Source organism: Pseudomonas donghuensis, assembly GCF_000259195.1.
Lineage (GTDB): Bacteria > Pseudomonadota > Gammaproteobacteria > Pseudomonadales > Pseudomonadaceae > Aquipseudomonas > Aquipseudomonas donghuensis.
This window is the reverse complement of record NZ_JH650762.1, coordinates 115715-124172: the sequence shown is the minus strand read 5'-3', so window position 1 is coordinate 124172 and position 8458 is coordinate 115715. Positions and strand designations below refer to the sequence as shown.

Here is an 8458-nt window from a genome sequence, read left to right as displayed (position 1 = left end):
GCTCCCCCAGCCACGCGTTGCAGGTCGAGCAGGGCCCGGCCAGCGGCGAGCTGGCGTTGTTGCCGATTCAACGGCAGTTCTTCGACAGCCCGGTGGCCGAGCGTCATCACTGGAACCAGTCGGTGTTGCTGGCGCCGCGTCAGGTGCTTGAGCCACAACGCCTTGAACAGGCATTGCAGGTGCTGGTGGCGCATCACGATGCGCTGCGCCAACGTTTCGTGCACGGCCCACAGGGCTGGCGTGCCGATCACTGCGCGGCAGTCGGCGAGGGCCTGGTGTGGCAGCGTCGCGCCGCCTCGGCAGAGCAATTGCTGAGCCTGTGCGAGCAGGCCCAGCGCAGTCTCGACCTGGGTGCCGGGCCTTTGCTCCGGGCCTTGTTGGTGGATCTGGACGAGGGTGGCCAGCGCCTGCTGCTGGTGGTCCATCACCTGGTGGTCGACGGTGTTTCCTGGCGGATTCTGTTCGAAGACCTGCAAGCCGTTTATGCCCAACTGGCCGCTGGCCAGGCCGCGCAACTGCCGCCGCGCACCAGTGCCGTGCAGGCCTGGGCCGGGCGCTTGCAGCAGTACGCCGGCAGTGCCGACAGTGCTGGCGCCGCGGCGTACTGGACGGGCCTGAGCGCTAGCGCCGGCGAGGACCTGCCCTGCGACAACCGCAACGCCAGCTTGAGCAAGGATCAGGCCTGCAGCGTGCGCAGCCGTCTCGACGCACCGCACACGCGCGCCTTGCTGCAACAGGCACCGGCTGCCTACCGCACGCAGATCAACGACCTGCTGTTGACCGCCCTGGCGCAGGTGATCTGCCAGTGGAGCGGCCAGGCCTCGACCTGGGTCCAGCTTGAGGGGCATGGCCGCGAGGCGCTGTTCGAGGACATCGACCTGACCCGTACGGTCGGTTGGTTCACCACGGCGTTCCCGGCCTGCCTGACCCCAGGCAACAGCCTCGGCGCCTCGATCAAGGCGATCAAGGAGCAGTTGCGGGCGATCCCCAACAAGGGCCTGGATTTTGGCGTGCTGCACGCCTACGGCAGTGCCGAGCAGCGCCAGGCGCTGGCCCGCCTGCCGACGCCGCGCATTACCTTCAACTACCTGGGCCAGTTTGACGCCAGCTTCGATGACCCGCATGCCTTGTTCGCCCCGGCCAGTGAAGCGTCCGGGGCCGAGCAGGGCGACCAGGCACCGCTGGGTAACTGGTTGAGCATCAACGGCCAGGTGTATGGCGGTGAGCTGACCCTGGACTGGACCTTCAGCCAGGCCATGTTCGCCCCGGCCACGGTACAGCGCCTGGCGGATGCTCTGAGCCAGCAACTGGTGCAACTGGTCGAGCATTGCCTGGCACCCGGCAACGGCGCGGTAACGCCGTCGGACTTCCCCCTGGCGGCACTCAGCCAGGCGCAGCTCGATCGCCTGCCATTGGCGCCAGGGCAGATGGCCGATATCTACCCGCTGTCGCCGATGCAGCAGGGCATGTTGTTCCATGCCCTGAATGCGCAAACCTGCGGTGACAACATCAATCAGCTGCGGGTGCAGGTCCAGGGCCTGGACGTCGAGCGTTTCCGTCACGCCTGGCAGGCCACGCTGGATGCCCATGACAGCCTGCGCAGCCAGTTTCACTGGCAAGGCGATTTCGCTGCGCCGGTGCAGGTGGTGGTGCGCGATGTGCCGCTGGCGTTTGCCAGCATCGACCTGCGCGGGGCACCGCACGGTGCCACGGCGCTGGACGACCTCGCGGCCCAGGAACGCAACGCCGGCTTTGCCCTCGACAGCGCGCCATTGCTGCGCCTGAGCCTGATCCGTCGCGACGAGCAGACGCATGAGATGATCTTCACCAGCCACCACATCCTGATGGACGGCTGGAGCAATGCACAGCTGCTGGCGGAGGTACTGCAGCGCTACGCCGGTGAAACAGTGGACGCGCCGATCGGCCGCTACCGCGACTACATCGGCTGGCTGCAGGGGCGCGACGGCGTTGCCTGCCAGGCGTTCTGGCGCCAGCAGTTGCAACACTTCGACGGCCCGACCCTGCTGAGCCAGGCCATCGCCCGCGAGCCCGCTCAGGCCGCAGTGGGCAGCGCTCAGCACCAGCAGGCCCTGAGCATCGGGCAAACCCAGCGCCTGCACGCATTTGCCAGGGCGCAGAAGGTCACCCTCAATACCCTGGTGCAGGGCGCCTGGTCATTGCTGCTGCAGCATTACAGCGGCCAGGACAATGTCACCTTCGGCGCCACCGTGTCCGGGCGTCCGGCCGAGCTCAAGGGCATCGAGCGGCAGATCGGCCTGTTCATCAACAGCCTGCCGGTCATCGGCGGCGCGCGGGCGCAGCAATCGTTGCAGCACTGGCTGCAGGCCCTGCAGACGCACAACCTCAACCTGCGCGAGCAGGAGCATACGCCGCTGTACGAGATCCAGCGCTGGGCCGGGCACAGCGGTCAGCCGCTGTTCGATACCTTGCTGGTGTTCGAGAACTACCCGGTGGCCCAGGCCCTGGAGCAGGGTGCGCCGGCCGGCTTGCGCTTTGGCGAGGTGATCGGCCATGAGCAGAACGGCTTCCCGCTGACCCTGCTGGTGGATGCCGGCGAGCAGCTGAGCGTGACGTTCAAATACACCTGCGCCGATTTCGATGCCTCGGCGGTGCAGCGCCTGGGGGCGCAACTGCACCAACTGCTGCTGCAACTGGGCGACTGCCAGGGGCATGAGGCGGTCGCCAGCCTCAGCCTGTTCAGCGCCGAGGCGCGCGCTCAGCAGGTTGCCCAGGGCGCGGGAGAGCTGGCCGACTATCCGCTGCAGTGCAGCATCCAGCAGTTGATCGAGGCCCAGGTACAGCGCACGCCCCAGGCACCGGCCCTGGTGTATGGCGGACAGAGCCTGAGCTACGCCCAGCTCAATGCCCGCGCCAACCGCCTGGCCTGGGCGTTGATCGGCCAAGGGGTTGGGCCGGATGTGCTGGTGGGGATTGCCGCCGAGCGTTCGCTGGAGATGGTCATTGGCCTGCTGGCGATCCTCAAGGCCGGCGGCGCCTATGTGCCACTGGACCCGGACTACCCGCGCGAGCGCCTGGCGCATATGTTCGCGGACAGCGGCATCGAACTGCTGCTGACCCAGTCCTGGTTGCTCGATGGCTTGCCGCCGACCCCGGGGCTGCGCACGCTGCTGCTCGACCAGGCGCACACGGTCGCCAGCCGCGACGACGATCCGCAGGTGGCGGTGCAGGGCGAGCACCTGGCCTATGTGATCTACACCTCCGGCTCCACCGGCAAACCCAAGGGGGCGGGCAACCGCCACAGTGCCCTGGTCAATCGCCTGTGCTGGATGCAGCAAGCCTATGGCCTGGATGCCAGCGACGCGGTGCTGCAGAAAACCCCGTTCAGTTTCGACGTGTCGGTCTGGGAGTTCTTCTGGCCGCTGATGACCGGCGCGCGCCTGGTGGTTGCCGCGCCGGGCGATCACCGCGACCCGGACCGTCTGATCGAGTTGATCGAGCGTGAGGGCATCAGCACCTTGCACTTCGTCCCGTCGATGCTCCAGGTGTTCCTCCAGGCGCCGCAGGTTGCCCGCTGCACCGGCTTGTCGCGGATCATCTGCAGTGGCGAGGCGCTGCCGGTCGAAGCCCAGCAGCAGGTGTTCGCCAAGCTGCCGGCGGCCGCTCTGTTCAACCTCTACGGGCCGACCGAAGCGGCCATCGACGTGACCCACTGGCAGTGTGTCGATGACGGCCGTACCAGCGTGCCGATCGGCCACGCCATCGCCAACCTGCGCACCTACATCCTCGATGGCAACCTTGAGCCGGTTGCCGAGGGTGTGCTGGGCGAGCTGTACCTGGCCGGTGCCGGCCTGGCGCGCGGTTACCACCGTCGCCCGGGGCTGACCGCCGAGCGCTTCCCGCTCGACCCGTTCGTGCCAGGCCAGCGCATGTACCGCACCGGTGACCTGGCACGCTTTGGCGCCGACGGCGCAATCGAGTATGCCGGGCGTATCGACCATCAGGTCAAGATCCGCGGGCTGCGCATCGAGCTGGGGGAAATCGAGGCGCGGCTGCTGGAACACCCGGCGATACGCGAAGCGGTGGTGGTCGCCCGCGAGGCGGTCGGCGGCACGCAACTGGTGGCCTACCTGGTTGCCGAAGGCCAGGCCAGTGCCGAGGCCATCGCCGGCTTGCGCGAGTTCCTGCGCCAGGTCCTGCCTGAACATATGCTGCCCAGCCACCTGGTGGCCTTGAGTGAAATGCCGCTGAGCCCCAACGGCAAGCTCGACCGCCGGCAATTGCCCGCGCCGCCAAGCCTGAGCGCTCAGGCGCTGCATCGGGCACCGCAGTCGGCGCTGCAGCAGCAGGTGGCGGCGACCTGGCAAGCGGTGCTGGGCACGGAGCAGGTAGGTCTGGACGACAACTTCTTCCAGTTGGGCGGCCATTCGTTGATGGCCACCCAGGTGGTGATGCGCCTGCGCGACCAACTGGCCCTGGAGGTGCCGCTCAAGCTGCTGTTCGAAGCCGAGCACCTGGAGGCCTTCTGTGCCCAGGTCCAGGCCTTGCAGGACGCGCTTTCGCCGCTACAGGACGAGTTGACTAAATCCCTGGAGGCTCTCAAACGTCTATCTGCCGAAGATCTTGAGAAACTGCTTTCCTGACAAGGGGTCGTGGCGTGCAAAAGTTAATAGAGTCTGTGGGGGCGCTTTCCTCGAAAGAGCGCAAAGCGCTGGCTGTCCTGCTGAAACAGAAAGGGATCAACCTGTTCGGGATCGCTCCTGTGTTCCAGCGTGCCGAGGACGAGCCGCTCCTGCTTTCCTATGCCCAGCAACGCCAGTGGTTTCTCTGGCAGCTGGAGCCGCACAGCCCGGCGTACAACATCCCGCTGGCGATCCGCTTGCAGGGTCGCCTGGACGTTGGTGCCCTGCAGCGCAGCCTGGATGCGCTGGTTGCCCGCCACGAAAGCCTGCGCACGCTGTTCATCGAAACGCCGGACGGGGTCAGACAGCAGATACAGGCGCCGTCTGGCCTGGCGCTGGCGCGCCAGACCTTGCCCGGCGCAGTGGAGGCCGAGTCCGGGATTCAGGCGTTTCTGGCCGGGCAGGGCGCTCAGGGTTTCGACCTGGCCCGTGGGCCGTTGCTGCGGGCCGCCTTGTTGCAGGTCGAGCACGAGCAGCACGTCCTCAGCCTGGTCCAGCACCACATCATCTCCGACGCCTGGTCGTTGCAACTGATGGTCCAGGAGCTGATGCAAACCTATGCCGCCTACAGCCAGGGCCGGGAGCCAAGCCTGCCGGCCTTGCCGGTGCAATATGCCGATTACGCGTTGTGGCAACGGCAGTGGATGGACAACGGCGAACGCGAGCGTCAGTTGGCCTACTGGAGCGAGCAATTGCAGGGGCCGCTTGAAGTCCTGCAGTTGCCGCTCGACCGCCCGCGCCAGGCCGAACGCAGCTATGCCGGCGCCAGCCTGGATGCCGCGCTGGACGCCGGCCTGGGCGAGCAGCTCAAGGCCCTTGCCGCGCGCCAAGGGGTGACGGTGTTCGTGCTGATGCTGGCGGCGTTCCAGGCCCTGCTGCAGCGCTTGAGCGGCCAGCAGGAGATCCGTGTCGGGGTGCCGATCGCCAACCGCGGGCGGCCTGAGACCGAGCGCCTGATTGGCTTCTTCGTCAACACCCAGGTGATGAAGGCACAGGTGTGCGGTGAGCAGCGCTTCAGCGAACTGCTTGCCCAGGTGCGCGAGGCGGCCCTGCAGGCCCAGACTTACCAGGACCTGCCCTTCGAGCAGTTGCTCGACGTGCTCAAGGCAGAACGCAGCCTGAGCCATTCGGCGTTGTTCCAGGTGATGTTCAATCATCAGCGCGAGGAGCCTGGCAGTGCCTCGCCAGCCCTGGCCGGCTTGCACATGACGCCACTGGTGCAACCGCTGACCACCAGCAAGTTCGACCTGACCCTCAATACCCTGGAGCATCCGGGCGGGATCGAGGCGACCCTTGTCTACGCCAGCGACCTGTTCGATGCCTGCAGCATCGAGGCCATTGCCGGGCAGTGGCGAGGGCTGTTGCAGGCCATCGTTGACGACGTCCAGGTGCGCATCGAGGACCTGCCGCTGCTGTCGGCCACTGAGCAGCAGCGCCTGGCCGCGCTTGGCCAGGGGCCGCAATGCAGGTTTGCCGCCAGCAGCGTGCTGGCGCTGTTCGAGCAGCAGTTGGCGGCCACGCCAGCGCGCCTGGCAACGGTGTGTGCGACGCAGCAATTGAGCTACGCCGAACTCGATCAGCAGGCCGGGCGCCTGGCCGCCCACCTGCGCGCATTGGGCGTGGGCCGCGAATCGCGGGTGGCGATTGCCCTGGAGCGCAGTTCGGCACTGGTCGTGGCGATCCTGGCGGTGTTCAAGGCCGGGGCCAGCTACTTGCCGCTGGACCCGCAAGCTGCTCCTGATCGCCTGCGCACGCTGCTTGAGGACAGTGGCGCCCAGGTGCTGCTCTGCGATTCGGCGGTGCAGGCCGACATGCCGCGGGTAGCGGGTCAGGTGCTGGTCTGTGTCGACCGCCCCGGCGCTGAAGCGCTCGCCAGTGGCGAACGGCTGCACACGCTGCCGCTGGCCGAGAGCTGCGCCTATGTCATCTACACCTCCGGCTCCACCGGGCAGCCCAAAGGGGTGATGGTCAGCCATGGCGCCCTGGCCAACTATGTCCAGGGCCTGTTGCAACGCCTGCCGCTGGAGCAGGCGCAGAGCATGGCGATGGTCTCCACGGTCGCCGCCGACCTCGGCCACACCGTGTTGTTCGGCGCGCTGTGCTCGGGGCGGACTCTGCATCTGTTCGACCCGCACACGGCGATGGACGCCCAGGCCATGGCCGGGGCCATGCAGCGCCAGCAGGTCGATGTACTGAAGATTGTGCCTTCGCACCTGGCGGCGTTGATGGCCTCGGCCCAGGCCGCCGAGGTGTTGCCGCGCCGCCTGCTGGTGCTCGGTGGCGAAGCCTGTCCGCCGGCGCTGCTCGCGCGCGTGCGGCAACTGGCGCCGCAGTGCCGGGTGTTCAACCACTATGGGCCGACCGAATCCACTGTCGGTGTGCTCGCCGGGCCGCTCGAGGCCGCGCCGGTCAGCCTCGGCCAGCCCTTGGCCAATACCCGCGTGCGGGTGCTCGACCCCAGCCTGCAGGTGGTGGCGGACGGCGGCACGGGCGAGCTGTACATCGGTGGCCAAGGCCTGGCGCGCGGCTACCTCGGGCAACCGGGGCTGACCGCCGAGCGCTTTGTCCCCGACCCCTTCAGCAGCAACGGCGAGCGCTTGTACCGCAGTGGCGATGGCGTGCGCCTGAGCGCCGGACAGTGGCACTATCAGGGACGCATCGACGATCAACTGAAAATTCGCGGTTTTCGCGTCGAGCCCGGCGAGGTCGCTGCGTGCCTGCGCAGCCTGGATGGCGTGGAGCAGGCGGTGGTCGTCGGCCACGCCAGTGAGCGCGGCCAGCAACTGCTCGGTTATGTGGTCAGCCGTATCGGCAGCACGGCCGAGGTGGCGGCCGCCTTGCTGGGCGAACTGCGCGCACGCTTGCCGGACTACATGGTCCCGGCGCAGTTGATCCTGCTGCAGCAGCTGCCCCTGACCGCCAACGGCAAGCTCGACCGCAAGGCGCTACCGGCGCCTGCCCAGCAGGCGGCGAGTGATGCCTACAGTGCACCGCAAGGCGAGCTGGAACAGCAACTGGCGGCGATCTGGGAGGACGTGCTCAAGGTCCCGCGGGTTGGCCGTCAGGACAATTTCTTCGAGCTGGGCGGCGACTCGATCATCTCCATCCAGGTGGTCAGTCGCGCGCGTGAAGCGGGTATCCGCTTTACCCCCAAGGACCTGTTCCAGCACCAGAGCGTGCAACGCCTGGCCAGGGTTGCCAGTGCCGGTGCGGCCCAGGCGCCCAGTGCGAGCGGGCCGGTCGAGGGCCGCCTGACCCTGCTGCCGATCCAGCAGATGTTCTTCGAGAACGAGGTGGTCGACCGTCATCACTGGAACCAGTCGGTGCTGCTGGCCCCGCGCACGCCGTTGTCCGCGCCGGCCCTGGCGGCGGCCTTGCAGGCCTTGCTGAGGCAACACGATGCCTTGCGCCTGCGCTTTAGCCAGACACCTGACGGCTGGCTCGCCGAGCACCACCCCGGCGCGGGCGCTGACGAGCTGTTGTGGCAGCGCAACACCTGCCTTGAGCAGCTGCCGGCGATCTGCGAGCAGGCCCAGCGCAGCCTCGACCTGGCCCATGGGCCGTTGCTGCGGGCGGTGCTGTTGAGCCTCGAAGATGGCCAGCAGCGCTTGCTGCTGGTGGTGCACCACCTGGTGGTCGATGGCGTTTCCTGGCGCATCCTGCTGGAAGACCTGCAGAGCGCCTACGGGCAATTGGCCGCCGGCCAGGCTTTGAACCTGCCGGGCAAAACCTGTTCGGCACAACACTGGGCCGAACGCCTGCAGGCGCGCGCGGGCAGTGCCGCGTTGCAGGCCGAA

General features: G+C 67.6%; 2 protein-coding genes. Both read left to right on the top strand.

Annotation, left to right across the window (positions count from 1 at the left end; translation table 11 throughout):
* The coding region (locus UW3_RS27860) for a non-ribosomal peptide synthetase (RefSeq protein WP_010222468.1) at positions 1–4622 on the top strand (4622 nt) is incomplete at its 5' end.
* 14 nt (positions 4623–4636) lie between these two features.
* Positions 4637–8458: non-ribosomal peptide synthetase (locus UW3_RS29445; protein WP_148276791.1), on the top strand; the 3822-nt coding region annotated here is incomplete at its 3' end.